Here is a 20374-nt window from a genome sequence, read left to right on the forward strand (position 1 = left end):
TCAATTTCATATATCGACGAACGAAAGCGTTTATTTTAGTACCGGCGCATTCAGACGGCTTCAAGAATGTATGAAATGGATCCAACCTGTTATATAAATTCGCTGAACATATTCTTCAGCCGCTCGAACAGACCGGGTTTTTGCTCCGATTCCTGTGCCGAATTTGGCTTCGGACGGTTGGTCGGTTTCTTGTTGTTATTATTGTTGTTGTTGTTATTTCCACCGCCGTTATTGATCGAGGGACGAATGCGCAAACTGCGAATTACACTGTGCAATATGCCGACTCCGCTTGTAAACCCGGGGTCACGCACACCAATATAATCCGGAACTGCAACTCGTACCGAAGCAGCAAGCTCATGCTGAGCGACCTGCAGAACCCCCGGCATAGAGACCGTACCTCCAGTTAGTATATAACCTCCAGGAAGCTCGTTGTAACCAAGACGCTTCACTTCTTGGGATATCATCTGGAATATTTCTTGAACCCTAGGTTCAATAATTGCTGCCAGATCCTCCTGTGAAAACTCCTTGTCTACATTACTGCCAATTCGGGTGACTTTGAACATCACATCCGCAGCAGCATCATCCAACCAGGCGCAACCATATTTCAGTTTCACTTTCTCTGCCTGATCCGTTAACGTGCGTAAGCCATAGGCGATATCATTTGTTACGAATTCCCCACCTATAGGCAACGTTGATGTTGCAACAAGACTGTCTTCTTCAAAAATGGCGATGGTTGTTGCACCTGCTCCAATATCAACAAGCACTGAACCCATCGTTTTTTCATCTTTGGACAAAGCCAGTTGACCCGCTCCAAGCGACATGAGAACCAGATCGCTTACTTTCAGACCCGCTTTTTCCACGCAGCGCAAAAGATTATGTATCGCGGTTTTTGCACCCGTTATGATCGTTGCTTCAACTTCCAGACGAACACCAATCATACCACGGGGGTCCTGTATGCCCTCCAAGCCATCCACAACATATTGCTTGGCGACAACATCAATAATTTCCCGTTCCGGCGGAACTGCAATGACTTCGGCTGCTTTCAACACCCGTTCCATGTCTTCTTCTCCGATTTCACGATCCTCGTTAGACACAGCCACGACGCCGTGACTGCTCATCAGTCCGATATGATTTCCCGAGATTCCAACATACACTTCGGATATTTGAATACCTACCATACGTTCTGCATGATCCACTGCGTTGCGAATCGACTGCACCGTCTGATCGATATCTACGATTACACCTTTGCGAATTCCCTCCGAGTCGGCAGATCCAACTCCTATAATATTAAAGGTTCCATTGTTCATTTCCCCAATAATAGCGCGAATTTTGGATGTACCGATGTCCAAACTAACAATGATGTCATTGTTGCTCAAGTCTGTGGCACCTCCTGACTCCAATAGTAAATTACGTTCGAATTTAAACACTCTTAAAACATATTCAACACACTTCAGGCTTTCCCTCTTTTTTCTACAATGTTTTTGGGTGTCAAAATCTGGTTGCCAGACATAAAACATTGAAGAAAAAAGAAGGAGGCAACTCATGTGCCATAAGTTCAAGTGTATCATTTTTTCTTCATCTCAGAAAGAACAAGTTTCATTGCTCTGACGGGGTCAAACCCCGACCTGCCTAGGCTTTCATATTCAGTCCAGCCTCATAATGGCAAAGATCAGGGGCTTGCTCCTGGTTCAGCATCATCTTCCGGGTCATCCGGGATGAAAGGGACATAGGTATCTGCCTCAAGCATAGTGATTTTCCCAGGCCGTTCGGTCTCAATCACCTGATTCAGATACTCCACTTTATCCGATAAAAGAGAGACGGTTGTAATCACTTCAAACTGCGATTTGGTATACATCCGAATCTGATCCGGAAATGAAGGCGTTGGATTCGGAATAATTTCCGAAATATCCGTCGTCAATTCATTCGGAATTTTAGCCAGTGTCTGGCTCAGTTTGGCTTTGAGTGGATCATCAGCCTTCCATTGGGTCAATATGGGCTTCTCCACAGCAACACCAATTGTTGCCGGAACCGTCAAGCTTGTCCCACTAGCTAATATCGCTTTGAGCGTACCGTCAGAACCAAGCTCATAAGCAACCGTGGCATATTCCTGAACCTTGATATGGATAATCCCAGGAAATTGCTTGTCCACTGTAACGGTGGAAATCGCCTTGATGGTCTTGAGACGCTCAATAACCTCGGCTGTACTTGTCCCAAAAAATTGTTCGCCTTCTTTCAGCCCGCTTTTCTCCAGCAGTTCTGAAGTTGCTGTATATACATTACCCGTAATTTCAATTGCCGAAATCCGACTCATGGAAGAACGAAAGAATAATACAGCCAGCAATACAATAAATAATAATAAGAGAATAATTACAATTTTGCGGCTTGTGTTTCCTTTTGGCCGATTCTTCTTCAGAACCGGAATTTGACTTTTAGGCATAAGTAGCGCTCCACAAAGCCTCAGGTCCCCTCCCTTCAAGAAGGGGACGCCAAGGACGTTAATTGGCAAAATCCAACTGTTTCGAAACGGGCGACTGTCGCTCAACCGATGCTCCAAGACTTTGGAATAACTTCTCGATCTGATCGTAGCCCCGGTCAATATGATGCACTTGCTCCACAACCGTTTTGCCTTGAGCAGCCAGACCAGCAATTACCAGGGCTGCACCTGCACGAAGATCGGTTGCTTCTACTGTAGCCCCGTACAGACGGGGAACACCACGGATAAATGCTGCGTTCAGATCGACTGAAATATCAGCCCCCATCACATTCAGTTCATCCACATGTTTGAACCGGCCCTCGAATACCGTTTCCTTCATCACACTGAATCCGTCTGCCAAACTGAGCAGCACCATGATTTGCGATTGCAAATCTGTCGGAAACGAAGGATACGGAGAAGTCACAATACGGTCTACTGATTTTGGACGGCTCATACAGCTCACCGTCATTATATCATTGCAGACTGTGATTTGAACACCAGTGCGCTTCAATACATGTATAAGTGAAGTAAGATGAGCAGGATTGCAGTGTGTAAGCGTAACATTGCCTCGTGTTGCTGCTGCTGCAATCATTACGGTTCCGGCCACGATTCGATCCGGTATAATCTCATACGAACAAGGTTTCAGTTTCTCAACGCCATTGATCGTGATTGTATCCGTTCCTGCACCAATAATGCTTGCACCCATAGCATTCAAAAAGTGTTGCAGGTCCTGGATTTCAGGTTCTCTTGCGGCGTTGCAGATGGTTGTCGTCCCTTTAGCCATAACGGCTGCCATCATGATATTCTCGGTCGCTCCCACACTTGGGAAATCCAAATGAATATCTGTACCCACCAGATTGTGCCCATGACAGATAATCTGTTGGTCCTGCTCTTCAATCAAAGCTCCGAGCGCTTCCAGGCCCCGGAGGTGAAGATCAATTTTGCGTTCTCCAATGGCACAGCCTCCTGGCTGATACACTGACACTTGCCCAAACTTAGCCAGCAATGGTCCCATCAAAAAAATGGAAGAGCGCATCTGCTTCATTAGATCTTCTGGCACATCATATGACCGGATAGACGAGGTATTAATCGTCACTGTTCCCTGTTCATGCCGACACGTGCATCCAAGCCGTTCCAGGATATACAGCATCACTTCAATGTCCAGCAAGTGTGGAACGTTATGCAGTGTAACTTCTCCATCTGCCAACAAACTTGCGGCCATAATCGGTAAAGCGGCATTTTTTGCTCCATGGATGCGTATGGATCCTGAGAGGGGTTTCCCGCCTTCAATCACCAATTTGTCCAATGTATCACCTCCGGGGTTTACCGCTCACCCACTACGAAGACTTCCGGTACCAGGTTAATACCGTTTTGAGATGATATAGTGCTCTGTATCTGCTGCATTAGGGTGATAACGTCCTCTGCTGTTGCTTGGTCTGTATTAACAATGAAATTGGCATGCATGGTGGATACCTGTGCGCCTCCCTGGGTCATTCCTTTCAGCCCTGCTGCTTCAATCAGGCGGGCTGCATGATCACCCGGTGGATTTCGGAATACACTACCTGCACATGCCATCTGCAGTGGCTGTGTGCGGCGCCGGCGGTCTTTGTAAGCCGCCATCGTTTCCGAAATGACGTTGCGCTCTCCATGCTGGAGTTCAAACGTAGCTTCCAGCACAATGCCTCTCCGATCATGCAGAACAGAGTGGCGGTAGGCAAAATCCATGTCCTCCTTGCTGTAACGCACCAATTCCCCTGTCTCCAGTACAATCTCAGCGAATTTGAATATCCGTGACACATCCGATCCATGCGCGCCTGCATTCATGTATACGGCTCCACCGACAGTGCCGGGGATACCGCTGCCGAATTCCAGACCGGTCCATTCCTTTTTGGCAGCAACCACGCTGAGTTTAACAAAAGAATGCGCCGCTCCGGCGGTTACACCGCCTTCGTGAAATTCGGCATAATCAAAGCCCTCGCCTGGTTTCACCACAACACCACGTATTCCTTTGTCCGACACCAGCATGTTTGAGCCCCGTCCAAGTTGCATCCACGGAATCTGATAAGTGTGAAGCAATTGAACGAGATTCATCATCTGCTCTTTATTCTCGGGAATGACCAGTGCATCCGCAGGACCGCCGATCTTCCATGTGGTGTATTTGGCTAGTGATTCGTTTTCAAGAACTCTGCCAACATTATTCTGGGATAGTAACGATATCCACTGAAGCATGTTTGCTTCCTCCTTTGCTTCAAAACCGATGAGCACGGTATGTTCTGTTGTTACAGACCGTGTTCTGGCGCCATGGAACGATGGTCACGATTTATACGGTATCTTATGTCAGCCCCGTCTTGTGTGTGACAATCGCCCACAATCGCACTTTATCGGCGTGTAGCAAGACGCTGAATTTCATGAACAAGCACTTCAGCTGCATCGGGTTTCCCCAGTTTCCGGGATGCTTCAGCCATTCGTTTGCGTCCCGATTCATCATTCATAATCTTGGCGATGGCTTCATACAGGACTTTGCCTGTAAGATCCTTCTCCAGCATCGTGAGTGATGCGCCTCCACCTTCAAGCGTGCGAGCATTGGCTTCCTGATGATTATTAGTCACGTTAGGTGACGGAATCAGAATCGAAGGAATACCCAGTGATGTAATCTCCGCAAGGAATGATGCACCTGCGCGGTTTACAATCAAGGATGTGCAGGCAAGCACCTCAGGCATATTATGCACGTAAGGCAGGACATGCAGGTGGTTTGGCATCGTACCCAATGAGCTACGAATGGCTTCACGCGTTTCATCAAAATAGGTATCCCCTGTAACGTAAACTACATGTACATCATCCAGTTGTTCCAGCAATGGAGCCATGTCCACCATGGCCTGATTGATTGCTTTTGCCCCGCGACTGCCACCAACCACAAGAACAACACGGCTGTTCATCGGTACACCTAACGTTGCAAAACCACGATCACGGCTAGCCTGGGCTACCGTAGTCGCTCGCGGATTACCGGTGTACATCACCTTTTTTGCGCCGGAAAACGATTTTTCAGAACCTTCAAAGCTAACGGCAACCGTGTCCACATAACGCATCAAAAATTTGTTCGTCAGACCAGGGATGGCGTTCTGTTCATGAATTATACTCGGAATCCCCAGTTTTGTTGCTGCATATACCACAGGTCCACATACATATCCACCTGTACCAATCACAACATCCGGTTTGAATTCCTTCAGCATTTTTTTGGACTTGCGTACACCTTGAATGAAACGCATGACCGTTTTCAGGTTGTCGATGGACAATTTCCGCCGAAAGCCCGTAATATCAATGGATTTAAAAGGAATATTTTCTTGGGGAACCAGTTTACTTTCCAGACCTCTGGTTCCTCCGATGTATAGAAATGTAGAGTCCGGGTTCTCCGCCTCGCATTGTCTTGCTATGGCAACGGCCGGATAGATATGTCCACCCGTACCGCCACCGCTTAGAACGACTCGCATCGCATAGTCACCTCGCATAACGGGATAAATTCACTAAAATGCCCAGTGCTGTGAGCATGAGGGTCAATGATGATCCGCCGTAACTGATCAGAGGCAATGTAATGCCCGTAACAGGCATCATGCCAATGACAACACCAATGTTAATAATGACCTGTACGGCGACCATACCTACGATACCAACACCAAGCAGACTGCCGAAGGCATCCGGAACGGTCATGGCTACACGCATCCCTCTCCACACCAGCACCAGAAACAACAATAATACAATCATTCCACCTATAAAGCCGAGTTCTTCGGCCAAAATACTAAAAATAAAGTCCGTTTGCGGTTCAGGTACATAACTGTACTTCTGCCGGCTCATACCCAGTCCCAATCCCGCCAGTCCACCAGGACCAATTGCGTATAAGGATTGAATGATCTGATATCCGGCACCCAGCGGATCGGACCACGGGTCCAAAAACGCTGTGATGCGCTGCAACCGATAGGGTGCTGCAGCAATCAAAGCTGCAAACCCCGCTACGCCGCCAAGAGCAAGCAAGCTCAGATGTTTCATTCGCGCTCCGGCTGTGAAAATAATAAGCATCGATGCGCCCATCATCACGGTGCCAGTCCCCAAATCAGGTTGCAACATAATAATCCCAAAAGCCAACCCGATCAATCCCAGCGGTGGCAGAAGCCCCGATGTGAAGGTTTTGATTTTACCCGGTTCCTTACTCAGCCAGTGAGCGAGAAACAGAATCATGCCCAGCTTCATGAATTCTGAGGGCTGAATACCAAACGAACCAATGCCCAGCCAACTTCGTGCACCACCGCGAACCACACCAATTCCAGGAATGAGCACCGCAATGAGCATAATAAAACAGGCAATCAATATAGGCTTGGCATATTTCCTCCACACCCGGTAGTCTACATTAGCAGTTACGAACATGGCCACAAGCCCAAGCACCGCAAACAGGGCCTGTCTTTTTACAAAATAAAATGAATCGCCATAGTCATGAAAGGCAAGCACCGAGCCCGCACTATATACCATAATAATGCCGATGGCAAGCAATGCCAAAATACAAATCAGCAACCAAATATCTGGTGCCGGTCGCGTCTGTTTCATCAGGAGGCCACCCCTTGCATGGAAGTAGGGGCTTTTCCACCCCCCTACTTACAAGTTATGCGCCGCCTCTTTAAAAATGCGTCCCCGCTCTTCATAGGAAGCAAACATGTCCCAACTTGCACATGCCGGGGATAACAAAACGACATCACCGGCACTGGCAAGCTTCGATGCTTCCTGCACAGCAACGGTTAACGTCCGGGCAGCGTCCTCCTCATTATCGACGACCTTAATTTGCTTTAATCCGGCAAGTTCCGCGACCTTGGCAATTTTTGTCCGTGTCTCGCCAATTGCAACGACAGCTTTTACCCGTTCCTGGAACAAGGGTAACAACTCCATCATGTCTGACCCGCGATCCAAACCTCCAGCAATTAATACGACCGGTTCCTTGAACGAATTCAGGGCCATAACCGTAGCTTTCGAATTGGTCGCTTTGGAGTTGTTGTAGTATGCAGAACCGTTATGCTGCAGGACATATTCAAGTCGGTGTTCAACTCCCTTGAAGTCTGCAAGCGGAGCAGCCAGCACCGCAGGATCAGCTCCTGCCGCTACGGCAATAGCCACAGCAGCCAGTGCATTTTCCACATTAAATCGCCCAGGAAGGCCAATGTCCTCAACGTCGATAATGATGTGGTGATCTTCGTTTTCATCCGCGTAAATTACCTGACGCTTCACATCATCCTCTTCTCCATCCACATAAGGAGGATCTGCATACACACCTGTATCCAATTTCTCTGTCACGGAGAAGGGGATCAATCTGCCTTTGATGTAAGGAATCAGACCACGACATACCGCATCATCCCAATTCAAGATGGCTACGTCGTCAGGCTGCTGATTGGCGAACAGTTTCGCTTTGGCAGCCACATAATCATCCATGTTCCCGTGATAATCCAGATGCGTCTCTGCAACGTTAAGCAAGCTGGCAATCTGAGGACGGAAATCAACCGTTCCTTTGAGCTGGAAACTGCTAAGCTCAACAACCATCCAGTTATCTGGAGAAGCTTGCTCTGCCGCTTCACAGAGAGGTGTTCCGATATTACCGGCAACGATCGGCTTGAGGCCAGCATGCTCCAACATTTTACCCACCCAAGTGGTGGTTGTTGTTTTGCCGTTGGATCCCGTAATCCCGATCATGGGTGCAGCACATAGATGATAAGCAACCTCTACTTCGGTCACCACTTCAATGCCCAATGCCAAAGCTTGCTGCACAGGAGCTGCATGGTATGGGATACCGGGGTTTTTGACAACCAGCTTCACACCAGTGTGAATCAGATCATCCGGATGCCCTCCGCATACAACAGAAATTCCCAAAGCCTCCAATTCGGAAGCTTCGGGACATTGATCTCTCTCTTTTTTATCATTTACTGTAACCTTCGCTCCAGCGCGATCCAGCACTTTGGCGACCTGTACGCCGCTTTTAGCCAATCCGAGCACAACGACTTGTTGTCCGCGATATGATTCAGGATGGTTCATGATCTACAACCCCTTGTTGAGATAAAGTCCAAGAGCGGCCAAAATTGCGCCTACCGCCCAAAAGGTAATAACAACCCGCCATTCTGACCAACCACTTAATTCAAAGTGATGGTGAATGGGGCTCATTTTGAATACACGCTTGCCACGAGTCTTGAAAGATACCACTTGAATGATGACAGACAGGATCTCGATAACAAAAATACCGCCAATGATGACAAATAGAAGCTCTGTTTTGGTTACAATGGCTACCGCACCAATCGCACCGCCAATCCCCAGAGAACCGGTGTCTCCCATAAACACTTTGGCCGGATGTGCATTGTATACCAGAAAACCGAGTACGGCTCCGATCATCGCTGCTGCACACACTGCTGCCGGCATCGACGTGGCTTGCATCGCCACAATGGCAAACGCGCCAAAGGCAATCGCACTTACCCCTGATAGCAAACCATCCAAACCGTCAGTAAAGTTAACCGCATTGGTAATGGCAAGCATCATGATTACGACAAACGGATAATAGAACCATCCGGTCCAGTCAAACGAGAATGACGTTCCCGGAATAGAGATGGCTGTGCTGTGTCCATTCTGGATCAGCAAGAAACACATCACTGCACTGAAGAACAATTGGCCCAGCATTTTTTGTCTGGCCGTCAGTCCCAGCGAACGTTTGAACACAATTTTGATGTAATCATCCAGGAAGCCAATCAGCCCGAATCCCAGCGTAGCCACAAGCAAGACATAAAAGTCTGTATTCTTGACTGCCGAAAATTTCAAAAAGGCCAATGTGAACGCAACTAAAATGACGACTCCACCCATTGTAGGTGTTCCGCTTTTTTTCAAATGGCTCTGAGGCCCATCTTCCCTAACTTGCTGTCCGAATTTCATCCGGCGTAACAGCGGAATCAGGAGCGGTGCGGCAATCACCGCCAGAATAAATGAAACGCCGATTGTTAACAGTAATACCTGAAAATCCATGGGTTCACCCCTCTAGTCTACTCGATTCTGTAATGGTGCTATTAGTAGTGCTTCGACCACGTCTTCCAGCTTCATGCCTCTTGAGGCTTTGAACAAGACAACGTCTCTGGGATGTAGTTTCTCCAGTAGATAACGGGTCATTTCTTCTTTATCTATAAAAGCATGCACAGCCTCTGTAGGCATATGCTTGCTTGCTCCTTCAGCAATCTTGGCTGATAGCGGACCATATACCAGCACCATGTCCATTTTGGCCGATGTGATATACTCTCCGATTCCGTAATGCAGATCCTGCTCTTGGGGACCGAGTTCAAGCATATCACCAAGCACAGCCACTTTCATGCGGTATCCTTTCAGACCTTCTAGTACATCGATTGCGGCCTTCATGGAGGTTGGACTTGCATTGTATGCATCATTCAGCAGGGTTAGACCACTAACGCCTTGCGTAACCTCAATACGCATGCCTGTCAGTTTCAAGCGAGACAATCCCGCGGCAATCTGTTCCGTCGTCACTTTGAAATGACGGGCTACTGCCAAAGCAGCCAGACAGTTAACGACATTATGCGTTCCTAGCAGAGGTAGCGTAAATGCATGTTCTCCAGACTGTTTGGTGGTGAAAACTACCCCGTTCTGCGCATTCATAAGTCCGGTAGGATAGTCATCATTATCGGTTTGCAGACCAAATGTAAACCGCTGCAATCCATCGGGTTGTTTCGTTGCGGGCTCTTCAAGGACTTGTGCAATTAAAGGCTCGTCTCCGTTGTAGATCAGTAACCCGCCAGGCTTCAATCCCGCTACAATCTCGGCTTTGGCTCTGGCAATCTCCAGTCTGGACCCCAGCTGAAGCAGATGTGATTCACCAATATTGGTAATGACCGCTACATCAGGCTGCGCAATAACCGACAGATCGTTAATTTCCCCGCGACCACTCATACCCATCTCCAAAATGATAATCTCGGTATCCGGGTCCATGCTTAGTACAGTCAGTGGTAAACCAATGTGATTATTGAAGTTGCCTTGCGTCTTATGCACTTTAAACGTCGTCGAGAGAATGGCATCCACGATGTCCTTTGTTGTTGTCTTGCCGTTGCTGCCTGTAATGCCGACTACAGCCGCTTTATTCTCCGTTAGATAAGCAGATGCGAGTGCTTGCAGTGCGACAAGTGTGTCGTCAACAACAATGACAGCTCCTTGTGGCGGAATACCATGATCCTTTTGCCAGATCGTGCCTGCAGCCCCCTTCTCTAGACAGGCTTGCACAAATTCGTGTCCGTCAAACCTTTCACCCACTAGCGGGATAAATAAACTGCCTTCCAGAGGTTTACGCGAATCGGTAAACACCCCTTCGACCATTACATTGCCATGAGTAGCAACGTCACTTAATGTTCCTCCACACATCTCGGCCAATTGTGCCAATGTTCTTTTTATCAATTGGATTTGCCCCTTATCGCTTCTTTGGCTATGATTCGGTCATCAAAATCGGTTTTGGTTGTGCCGATAATCTGATAGGTCTCGTGACCCTTGCCCGCAATCAATACTACATCGGCTGGGCTTGCCATTTCAATAGCTTCATGAATCGCCTGGCGTCGATCCACAATCATCATATAACGTTCAGCAGGAACGGATTCTTCAATCAGGCCCTGTTCAATGTCTTTGAGAATCAGATCCGGATCTTCTGTCCGCGGATTATCGGAAGTAACCAGTACAAAATCACTATAATTCGCAGCAATTTTCCCCATGAGAGGACGTTTGGTACGGTCCCTGTCACCACCACAGCCAAACACGCAAATTACACGCCCTTCGGCAAATTCTTTCACCGTCCGCAACACATTCTCCAGTCCATCCGGTGTATGGGCATAATCGACAATAACAGCAAATGGCTGTCCTTCGTCCACTCCTTCAACACGTCCATCCACGCCTGGAACCGTCTCCAGACTGCGCTTGATCTCTTCCAACGGAATACCTTCCACCAGCGCTGCAGAGATGGCTGCCATTGCATTGTACACATTGAATTTCCCTACCATGCGCAAGCGAATATCTGTGTTGCCTGCAAATGTATCTACGTGGAAAGAAGTTCCCTGAGACGTGATTGAGATTTGGGATGCGCGTACATCCGCCTTTTCACCCATGCCATATGTAATCACTTCAGCCGCAGTCACAGAGATGAAATAATCCGCTGCCGGGTCATCTGCATTGATAACAGCGAATTTACGCTGTGAGACATCTTCCGTATAACCGTTACCTAGACGTGCAAAGAATAATCCTTTGGCCCCGCGATATTCCTCCATGGAATGGTGGTAGTCCAAATGATCCTGCGTCAGGTTAGTAAATACCGCAGTACGGAAATTTGTTCCCTTTACTCGCCCTTGTTCCAATGCGTGAGAAGAAACTTCCATAACACAGCAGTCCGTACCCTTCTGAACCATATCATGCAGACTACGCTGCAGATCAAGCGCCTCTGGTGTTGTTCCTGACATCGGGTAGGTGCGACCGTCATACCGCATTTGAATAGTACCGATCAATCCCGTCTTGCGTCCGTAATCACTCATGATTTTTTCAATCAAATAGGTGGTCGTTGTTTTTCCGTTCGTTCCCGTTACACCAATCATATTCATCTTCTGGCTTGGCGAGTCAAAAAAGAAATCTGCCAAAACAGCCATCGCAAATCGGCTATCCTTCACCAGCAATTGTGGTACAGGCAGATCCAGTTGCCGTTCAACCACTAATGCAACTGCACCGGCATTTACAGCTTTTTCTGCATAATCATGACCATCTACTGTATGTCCCGGAAGACAGATAAACAGATCACCCGGTTTTACCTGCCGGGAATCTGTCTGAAGGTTTTGGCATTCTGTATTTGATTCGCCCACGAGGCGGGCGGTGGTCAGCATCGATGCAAATTGTTTTAAAAGCACATGAATAACCTCACTTTTCCAATTATACTTCTGTTTTAACATATGTCTGTATTTATTAATATCGTCAATACAACCCTATAATGAAACGCACTTGAATGAATTTTGTTGCGCTAGAAGCTTCAAACTACCCCTAAGCCCCGTTATTCATCCTTTGTGTGATCATGTGCATCGTTCAGTACATTCCCCATATAAATGCGGATGGTTGATCCCTGATCTACCCTCGCCCCAGGTTTGGGTGCCTGATTAATCACGTATTTACCACTGCCAGACTTCGCCAGCATAAAATTCATGTTCAGGTCTTCGTACAGATCTTCAACAGTAGCTCCTGTCAGGTCTGGGACTGTCACGATTTTGGTTTCACCATACTTGTATTCTTTGGCGACCTGATCCTTCCGAACAGGGACATTCATATAATGCAAAGCATCTTCAAGGATGTTCTGCACAATCGGGGCGGCAACCACACCTCCGAACTGAATTCCTTTGGGGTTATCAACTGCGGTATAGACCACAATCTGTGGATCATCTGCTGGTGCAAATCCGATAAAGGATACGATATGCTCGGTCGAGGAATAACGTCCGTTGATAACCTTCTGGGCTGTACCTGTTTTGCCACCGACCCGGTATCCATCAATGAATGCTGGACGCCCGGTACCTTTTGCAACAACACTCTCGAGTGCTTCACGTACTTGTTTGGATGTATTCTCCGAGATCACCTGACGAACCAGTTCCGGCTTGGCTTCTTCCATGACTTCTCCTGTGACCGGATGGACCCACGCTTTCGTAACATAAGGCTTGTAAAGTTTACCCCCATTGATGGCCGCTGACACAGCTGCTACTTGCTGGATGGGCGTTACGGATACACCTTGACCAAAAGCCGTCGTTGCAAGCTCGACAGGTCCCACTCTGGACAGTTTGAACAGAATTCCACTGGCTTCTCCGCTGAGGTCGATCCCTGTCTTGGTACCGAAACCAAAGTCTTTAATATAGGAGAAGAGCGATTCTTTGCCCAGCCTCTGCCCCAAAGCCACAAAGCCCGGGTTACATGAGTTCTCCACAACTTGCAAAAAGGTCTGACTTCCGTGGCCGCCCTTTTTCCAGCAACGCAGACGGGCTCCACCCACCTCAACATATCCGGGATCAAAAAATTGATCCTGTTGCAGATTGACCTTTTTCTCTTCAAGCGCTGCTGCCAAAGTAATGATCTTAAATGTTGAGCCCGGCTCGTAGGTCATCCAGATCGGTAAATTGCGATTGTATATCTCCGCTGGATATTGCTGATAATCGGCAGGTTCGTATCCCGGCCTGCTGGACATCCCCAAAATTTCACCCGTTTTGGGATTCATCGCTATGGCCAATGCTGAGTTCGCCTGGAACTTCACCATGGCCTGATCCAGTTCTCTCTCCATGATGGACTGAATGGATTTATCAATGGTCAGCTTGAGGTTAAGGCCGTCCTTCGGTTCCACATACTTCTCGGATGAGCCCGGCATTAGCCTTCCGGCCGCATCGGACAAGTAGGACACACTGCCATTCAAACCATTCAGCTTATCATCATACTTCTTCTCGACACCCGTTAAGCCCTGATTATCAATGCCCGTAAAACCAAGAATATGGGCAGCCAAATCATCATAAGGATAAAAACGTTTATTGTCTTCAGCAACAACGATACCCGGAAGCTTCAAATCACGGATGCGCTGAGCTTTCTCCATCGTAATTTTGCGGCCGCCGGGTTGTAGTCGTACAATGAGTTCTCGTTTCTTGATGGTTGCGAGCACTTTTTCTTCCGTCATCCCAAGCAATGGGGCCAGCGCTTTAGCCGTCGTTTCAGCTTCTTTAACCTGAGCCGGAATGGCCATAATGGTTGGTGTTGTCACATTATAGGCCAGAGAGGTTCCATTTCGATCCAGGATCTCCCCTCGCTTAGCTGAGTAAGGAATATTACGCCGCCAGGATTCTTCTGCTTTTGCTGACAATTCAGGGCCTTCCCCGAGCTGTACATAAGCAAGCCTGATCATCAGGGCCGAAAATAACAAAACTAAAATCATTAAACTCCATAGCAACCTGCGTCGCAGATTTACGCTTGATCCCTTCACGAAAAGATCCCCCCACTCGTCCCAAAATCATGACATTCGTTCCATTCATGAATATTCAGGACAACCGGGGGTTAGAACAAGCTGTCAGAGCTCTCTAAGGAAGCGTAGCTCCGTTTGTTGCTGGATCGTCAGAGGATTCGGATTCATTGGCAGGAGTCTTGTTGTTATCTGTTTCGTCTGTTTCGTCTGTTCCGTCGGTTTTACCTTCTCCGCCCGAAGGCTCTTGTTCCTTCACTTCAGCTTCTGACGACGGATCAGAAGAGATCGGAGCCTCATCGGCTATACCTGTCACTGCAGCTTTGGCAGTTTGCAAGTTCAACTGCACAGTTCTCTGCTCACCTGCGACCTGCTCGGTTTGCTTCACGACATAACCCTCGCCCTTGACCGTAACCCCCACTTTCATGAGAGAAAGTACTTCAAGGGCATCCCGGAGAGATTCACCTGTTAGATCGGGAATCTTCATCTTGCTGCTTTCTTCCGTTAGCAGATAGATTCGTTGGCCTGGATTCATAGAGGCGCCAGCAACCGGATACTGCCGAATTACATTATCACCTTGACCAAGTGTCACATAAGCAATACCTGCGCTTAGAAGCTGGCTTCTGGCCTGTTTGGCTGTCTTGCCACTCAAGTCAGGCGCCTTGGCTTGCACGACAGAGACTTCTTTTGACTTTTTGTCAGGAGTTTTGGCTGTATCTTTGGGTATCCCCATGTATTGAAGAGTCTGGCTGACAATCTTTTTGAACACCGGCGCAGCTGCGGTTCCTCCCCCAATGTTGGTTCCATCCGGTTGGTCAATGACAACAAGTATAGCAATCTTCGGATTATTCACAGGCGCGAATCCAATAAACGATACAACGTCTTTTGACTTGCTGTATGCTCCGTTAACAACCTTTCTTGCTGTACCTGTCTTACCAGCTACACGGTAACCTTCAATATAGGCGTTACGACCGGTACCAATCGTTTGGTCTGCAACCACTTGTTCCAGATAACCGCTCACCAGTTTGGAAGATTCCTTGGAAATCACCTGACGAACAACTTTAGGTTTGATGACTTCCGTTGTTCCATCATTCGGGTTCTTGATCTCCTTCACCAGATGTGGCTCCAGCAATTTGCCGCCGTTGGCAATCGCAGAGATGGCTGCGACCTGTTGAATTGGTGTTACCTGTACAAGACCGTGACCGTAAGCAGCAGTAGCAATCTCGGATTTGTAAACCAGTGGCTTGATCGGGGACGCTGCCTCATTTGGCAGATCAATACCCGTCTTTTTGCCGAAGCCGAATTCGTCTATGTAATGACGCAGACGTTCGCCGCCAAGCATGTTGTAACCCAAGTTAACAAAAGCAATGTTACTTGACCGTTTGACACCTTCGAGATACGAGATCCAACCATAGGAATGACCATTATCACTAATCGGGAAACCACCGATATACATGCGTTTGGATTCAAAACTTGCATTGGGATCGAAGAGTTTTTCTTCAACAGCCCCTGCTAGAGTAACTATTTTGAATGTACTACCTGGCTCATAGATGGATTGAGTAGCATGGTTGATAAAATTCTTTTGATCAGGTGTACTCCCATACGTATTCGGGTTAAAGGTTGGCCAGTTCGCCATCCCTAGAATCTCCATCGTGTTTGGGTCCGCGGCAATGACCGTCATGCTCAGTGGATTATACTTGGCAACGGCTTCTTTCATTGCATCCTCAATGTAGAACTGGATCGTATCATCGATGGTCAGCGTAAGGTTCTTACCGTTCTGAGGTGGCAGATAGTTATCCTGTGAATCCGGAAGTTTAATGCCTTTGGCATCCTTCTGATAATTCAAATATCCATCTGTACCTGTCAGTGCTTCATCATATGAGACTTCAAGTCCATTGACAGCTTTCCCATCACGGCTCATATATCCCAAGAGGTGAGAAGCAAGTGTTTCTTCAGGGTAAAAACGCTTCGACTCCTGAGCCATCACAATTGCATTACGCGCCTTATATTCATCTTGCAGTTCTTCACGCAATTCGTTGACTTGTGCCGCAAGTTCAGGACTTATTTTATAACCTTCACTGCGTACTTCACGTTGCTGATAGAAAATTCCATCTTTATTTTTGGCTGTTACCAGAGCACGCATCTCACTCTCATTTTTCCCTAGAAGGGTAGAGAGTTTCTCCGTGACAACATCCTGTATGCCAAGTTCATCGATCAAGAGGGGATTGACCGAGACCGTGTATGCAGGCGCATCGGTAGCCAAAATATTACCATTTCGATCCGTAATCGTTCCACGTGCAGCCTTAATCGTCTGTTCCCGCTCTACCAAACCGGCTGCCCGTTCCTGCCATACACCGCCATTCACAACTTGAATGAAAAAGATTCGGGTTACGAGTACAAGAAAAAAGAGGGTAATACATCCCCCTATAAGCAACGTGCGCATCTTTATTCTTTTTATCATCGGAACACCTCTTTACTTACTGCTTGCTGTATTCGAGGACGACTCAGTACCAGTTGATTTCGTACTTGTTGAGCGAGGTACATAAATGACATCCTTACCGGAAGCTTCAACGTAACCAAGTTGTTTTGCATTTTCGATGACCTGGTTGTTCAATGTTTCTTTTTCCACCTGTAGGTCTGCAATCGTCTTTTCATACCCCTTAATATCCGAAATAGTGGACTGCGCCTGCTTGTTCAGATCATAGATATGAGCATAACGAGACATCAAGGCTCCTCCAACAAGGATAACTGCAACCAGGGTAATCAGATACAAAATCTTCTCGCGTGCCGGAAGACCCGTACGACGGGTCACCACTTTGGTGGTTTCTTTGTATCGTTGCTGGGTCACACGTTCCTGGGACGCTTTTTCTTTTACAGCGAGATTACCACGTGTATATGCCATACTCCGATTCTCTCCTCCACTCTTGATCTACAATTTCTCGGCTACGCGCAGCTTGGCTGAACGAGCACGTGAATTTTCGGTCAATTCCGTTTCCGTTGGAATCAACGGTTTTCTGTTAACTAAACGCAGGGTCCCCTTGCCGCCGCATACACACAACGGAAAATCGGGTGGACATGTACATTTTTCCAGATAACTGCTGAAAATCTGTTTACATATCCGATCCTCAAGGGAGTGGAAGGTAATAACAGATACACGTCCTCCTGGTGCCAGACAACGAACAGCCTGATGTAAGCCTTCTTCAAAGGCACCCAACTCATCGTTGACGGCAATGCGTAATGCCTGGAAGCTGCGTTTGGCAGGATGTCCACCTGTACGGCGAGCTGCCGCCGGGATGCCTTCCTTGATCAGTTCCACGAGTTCACCTGTCGTCTCAATGGTAGATTGCGCTCGTTTTCCCACGATAACACGGGCAATTCTTCTCGAAAACTTCTCTTCACCATAGCGATACAAAATTCGAGCAATCTCTTCTTCTGGCCACTCATTCACAATCTCTTTGGCCGTCAGCATTGCATCCTGGTCCATTCGCATATCGAGCGGAGCATCGTGATTGTAGCTGAATCCACGTTCTCCTTCATCAAATTGCGGGGATGACACACCCAAGTCGTACAAAATACCGTCGACCTGTGGTGCACCATCCTTCATTGGTACATCCAGATCCTTGAGTACCTGTTCCAGATCTCGAAAATTGGTTTTCACCAATGTTACACGTTCTCCATAAGCCGCGAGCTTCTCGCGAGCATTATCCAAAGCCCAATCATCCTGATCAAGTGCGATCAGACGTCCCCCTGGACCGAGCTTGGAAGCAATCACGGAGCTATGTCCGCCACCGCCTAAAGTGCAGTCCACGTATATACCGTCCTGCTTGATGTTTAATCCCTCTGTTGCCTCTTCTTTGAGTACGGTTATGTGGTGAAACAACCTGCACCCCTCCTGACTTTATAAATCAAAATTAAAATCGACCAGCTTTTCGGCAATGTCGTTGAATGCTTCTTCGGATTGATTGAAATAACTCTCCCATATGCCTTTGCTCCAAATCTCCACCCGGTTCGACACGCCAAGAACAACACAATCCTTGTCCAGCTTGGCATACTCTCTTAAATTGCCCGGCAGATTTACCCTGCCCTGTTTGTCCAGTTCACATTCGGTTGCACCCGAGAAAAAAAAACGGGTAAACGCACGTGCATCAGATTTCATCAATGGCAGTGCTTTGAGCTTCTGTTCCATGACCCCCCACTCCTCCATGGGGTACACGAAAAGACACTGGTCCAAACCCCGTGTGACAACGAAAGACGGTCCCAGAGATTCGCGGAATTTAGCCGGAATGATAACCCGACCCTTATCATCAATGCTATGTTGGAACTCCCCCATAAACATTGGCCCACTCACTCCTCACCCGTTTCTCCCACTTTGCCCCACTTTCCACCACCTAAGCATAATAGATTCGCACAAAAAAATCAAAACCCTTCTTGCATGACTTGATTTTTTAATTTTTCAGCATAAAAAAACGTCCTTGATCCTGTCACTCAGGATCAAAGACGCTTCCCTTAAACGGGCAATCGTATGTCTACCCGCACATGAGCCATATCATCAATAAACCATTCTATACCTATTGAATCATTTCATCAGCTTGTAATTATTGGATAGTGCTTAAAATTTCCAGCTATCCAGGTATTTCTCTTGCTCAGCTGACAAGGAGTCGATGCCAATATGCAGGCTTTCAAGTTTATAGCTGGCAACCTGCTGGTCAATATCATAAGGTACATTAACAACGTTTTTACCCAAGTTTTCATAATTCTCACTTACATAACGCAGACCAAGCGCCTGCAGAGCAAACGTCGTATCCATGATTTCGGCAGGGTGACCATCTGCTGCACCCAGGTTCACAAGACGACCTTCTGCAAGAAGGTACATTTTACGACCGTCTTTGAAACGATATTCCTCAATGTTGCGACGAACTGTGCGAATCGATTCGGAACGTTTAGCCAGTTCAGGTTTATTCACTTCAACATCAAAGTGACCTGCATTGCTCAGGATCGCTCCGTCCTTCATCACATCGTAATGCTCACCTGTGATAACATCCTTATTGCCTGTAACTGCGATAAAGAAATCGCCCAATTTGGCGGCTTCCACCATCGTCATGACCCGGAACCCGTCCATGTGTGCTTCTACCGCTTTGATTGGATCGATCTCGGTTACGATCACATTTGCACCAAGACCTTTGGCGCGCATCGCTACACCTTTACCACACCAGCCATAACCTGCTACCACTACGTTTTTACCAGCGATAACCAGGTTAGTTGTACGAATAATCCCGTCGAATGCAGATTGTCCAGTACCGTAGCGATTGTCAAACAGATACTTGCAGTATGCGTCATTAACCGCAACCATCGGAAACTTCAATTGGCCTTCTTTCGCCAATGCTTTCAAACGAATAATACCCGTTGTCGTTTCTTCTGCTCCTCCGCGAATGGTTGCTGCGAGGTCAGGGCGCTCGGATGCAATAATGGTTGCAAAGTCTCCACCATCATCAATAATGAGATCAGGCTTCACCTCAAGCGCACGCAGTTGCAGTGATTTGAATTCCGCAGGCTCCGGGTTGTACTTCGCATACACCGTAACGCCGTCTTCCACCAATGCTGCGCAAACATCATCTTGTGTAGACAATGGATTGCTATGCGTAATTGTTACTTCTGCACCACCCGCTTGGATCACTTTTGCCAAGTAAGCTGTTTTCGCTTCCAGATGAAGACAAATGGCAACCTTCAGACCTTTGAAGGGCAGATCCTGTTCGAACTGGCGACGAATGCGGTTTAGTACCGGCATATGCGCTTCTACCCAATCAATTTTCAGGTGACCCTCTGAAGCGAGTCCCATATCTTTAACAATACTGTTTTGCAATGCAGGTGTAGTCATATCATATCCT

General features: G+C 47.6%; 16 protein-coding genes. All 16 read right to left on the reverse strand.

Annotation, left to right across the window (positions count from 1 at the left end; all coding sequences use genetic code 11):
* Positions 1-89 precede the first annotated feature (89 nt).
* The 16 genes from ftsA to MHI52_RS21465 all read right to left on the reverse strand — a co-directional run bounded on the left by ftsA (position 90) and on the right by MHI52_RS21465 (position 20364).
* Positions 90-1376 (reverse strand): cell division protein FtsA, encoded by a 1287-nt coding sequence (gene ftsA / locus MHI52_RS21390; RefSeq protein ID WP_127545343.1) that lies wholly within the window; start codon positions 1374-1376, stop codon positions 90-92.
* A 293-nt stretch (positions 1377-1669) separates the two neighbouring features.
* Positions 1670-2437, reverse strand: coding sequence for a cell division protein FtsQ/DivIB (locus tag MHI52_RS21395; RefSeq protein WP_017687304.1), 768 nt, complete (start codon positions 2435-2437; stop codon positions 1670-1672).
* Between the two features lie 58 nt (positions 2438-2495).
* The gene (gene murA, locus MHI52_RS21400; RefSeq protein ID WP_036614867.1) at positions 2496-3779 is read right to left on the reverse strand and encodes a UDP-N-acetylglucosamine 1-carboxyvinyltransferase; all 1284 of its coding nucleotides are present in this window, start codon (positions 3777-3779) and stop codon (positions 2496-2498) included.
* A 17-nt stretch (positions 3780-3796) separates the two neighbouring features.
* Complete coding sequence (murB, locus tag MHI52_RS21405; protein ID WP_405157596.1) at positions 3797-4702, reverse strand: UDP-N-acetylmuramate dehydrogenase; 906 nt, start codon at positions 4700-4702, stop codon at positions 3797-3799.
* 149 nt (positions 4703-4851) lie between these two features.
* On the reverse strand, positions 4852-5961 hold the full coding sequence (murG, locus tag MHI52_RS21410) for an undecaprenyldiphospho-muramoylpentapeptide beta-N-acetylglucosaminyltransferase (protein WP_315372160.1): 1110 nt from the start codon (positions 5959-5961) through the stop codon (positions 4852-4854).
* 7 nt (positions 5962-5968) lie between these two features.
* Positions 5969-7066, reverse strand: coding sequence for a stage V sporulation protein E (gene spoVE / locus MHI52_RS21415; RefSeq protein WP_074095851.1), 1098 nt, complete (start codon positions 7064-7066; stop codon positions 5969-5971).
* A gap of 48 nt (positions 7067-7114) precedes the next feature.
* Entirely contained in the window at positions 7115-8536 is a 1422-nt protein-coding gene (murD, locus tag MHI52_RS21420) for a UDP-N-acetylmuramoyl-L-alanine--D-glutamate ligase (RefSeq protein WP_405157597.1), read from the reverse strand.
* Positions 8537-8539: 3 nt separating this feature from the next.
* On the reverse strand, positions 8540-9508 hold the full coding sequence (mraY, locus tag MHI52_RS21425; protein WP_405157598.1) for a phospho-N-acetylmuramoyl-pentapeptide-transferase: 969 nt from the start codon (positions 9506-9508) through the stop codon (positions 8540-8542).
* 12 nt (positions 9509-9520) lie between these two features.
* Positions 9521-10933, reverse strand: a complete 1413-nt coding sequence (murF, locus tag MHI52_RS21430) for a UDP-N-acetylmuramoyl-tripeptide--D-alanyl-D-alanine ligase (protein WP_405159409.1) — start codon at positions 10931-10933, stop codon at positions 9521-9523.
* Positions 10933-12420 carry a UDP-N-acetylmuramoyl-L-alanyl-D-glutamate--2,6-diaminopimelate ligase gene (locus tag MHI52_RS21435; RefSeq protein ID WP_405157599.1) on the reverse strand — a complete coding sequence of 496 codons (1488 nt, stop codon included), beginning with the start codon at positions 12418-12420 and terminating at the stop codon, positions 10933-10935. Before MHI52_RS21435 ends, murF begins: the two co-directional genes overlap by 1 nt.
* Positions 12421-12560: 140 nt before the next feature.
* A complete protein-coding gene (locus MHI52_RS21440) occupies positions 12561-14513 on the reverse strand; it encodes a stage V sporulation protein D (RefSeq protein ID WP_036614879.1) in 1953 nt (650 codons plus the stop codon).
* 94 nt (positions 14514-14607) lie between these two features.
* Positions 14608-16950, reverse strand: a complete 2343-nt coding sequence (locus tag MHI52_RS21445; RefSeq protein WP_405157600.1) for a penicillin-binding transpeptidase domain-containing protein — start codon at positions 16948-16950, stop codon at positions 14608-14610.
* Between the two features lie 12 nt (positions 16951-16962).
* Positions 16963-17391 (reverse strand): hypothetical protein, encoded by a 429-nt coding sequence (locus tag MHI52_RS21450; RefSeq protein WP_036674831.1) that lies wholly within the window; start codon positions 17389-17391, stop codon positions 16963-16965.
* 27 nt (positions 17392-17418) lie between these two features.
* On the reverse strand, positions 17419-18369 hold the full coding sequence (gene rsmH / locus MHI52_RS21455; RefSeq protein WP_036614882.1) for a 16S rRNA (cytosine(1402)-N(4))-methyltransferase RsmH: 951 nt from the start codon (positions 18367-18369) through the stop codon (positions 17419-17421).
* Positions 18370-18387: 18 nt separating this feature from the next.
* Complete coding sequence (mraZ, locus tag MHI52_RS21460; protein WP_017687291.1) at positions 18388-18825, reverse strand: division/cell wall cluster transcriptional repressor MraZ; 438 nt, start codon at positions 18823-18825, stop codon at positions 18388-18390.
* A gap of 273 nt (positions 18826-19098) precedes the next feature.
* Entirely contained in the window at positions 19099-20364 is a 1266-nt protein-coding gene (locus MHI52_RS21465; RefSeq protein ID WP_405157601.1) for an adenosylhomocysteinase, read from the reverse strand.
* Positions 20365-20374 lie beyond the last annotated feature (10 nt).

It is taken from the genome of Paenibacillus sp. FSL H8-0283, assembly GCF_045040675.1.
In the GTDB taxonomy this organism is placed as follows: Bacteria; Bacillota; Bacilli; order Paenibacillales; family Paenibacillaceae; genus Paenibacillus; species Paenibacillus amylolyticus.